Origin of the sequence: Streptosporangium sp. H16 (assembly GCF_051918855.1) — a bacterium.
Lineage (GTDB): Bacteria > Actinomycetota > Actinomycetes > Streptosporangiales > Streptosporangiaceae > Streptosporangium.
The window spans coordinates 1-614 of record NZ_JBPXMD010000137.1; the positions used below are offsets into that span (position 1 = coordinate 1).

The following is a 614-nucleotide window of genomic DNA, read 5'->3' on the forward strand; positions in this document are numbered from 1 at the left end:
GTGATCGTGGCTGTCTTGAGGATCGCGGGACACATCTCGCCGGAGTTCTCCTCGTCCACGTCGACCACCACCAGGTGGTCGGTCTCGTAGGCGCGCGCTCCGTGAATGCTGTCACAGGCGCCGTAGCCGTACTGGAGAAGCAGCTCGTCCGGCTTGCCGGTAACCAGATCGAACGCCATCACCTCTTCGAGGTCCCCCTGCACCCGCTCGGGACGGGCGGTGACGGCCGAGGGGGCGACCGCCACGTGGACGTACTTCTGCTTGACCCCCCTGACGGTGAACAGCCATGCGGGCACCTGGATTGTGCCGCGGCTGGTCTCCAGGGGCACCTCGTCCAGTTGGGCGCCGGTCACCCGGAGCGGGCGGCATCCCTTGGCCGGGCACTCCTCCTCGATGAGGTCGGCCGGCTTGCTGAACTCCGCGTACGCGCTCGCCGCCGTGACGAGCGGCACCTGGGAGACCGAGCCGTCCGGCCAGCGCACATCCGCGCGGGCCGGGGAATCCGCAGGCAGCGTGGTGGCCAGCTGCCACGCGCCGTTGTGCGCGCTTCTGTTCACCCAGGCCGGAATGGGGCCCACCCGGGCCCATCCCTGCGGATTCATCACTTCCAACGA

Annotated in this window: 1 protein-coding gene; it reads right to left on the reverse strand. The window is 69.1% G+C overall.

What is annotated here, in order from left to right; translation table 11 throughout:
* A partial coding sequence (locus ACTOQ2_RS44035) for a hypothetical protein (RefSeq protein ID WP_440108013.1) occupies nucleotides 1-578 on the reverse strand: 578 nt, incomplete at its 3' end.
* Nucleotides 579-614 lie beyond the last annotated feature (36 nt).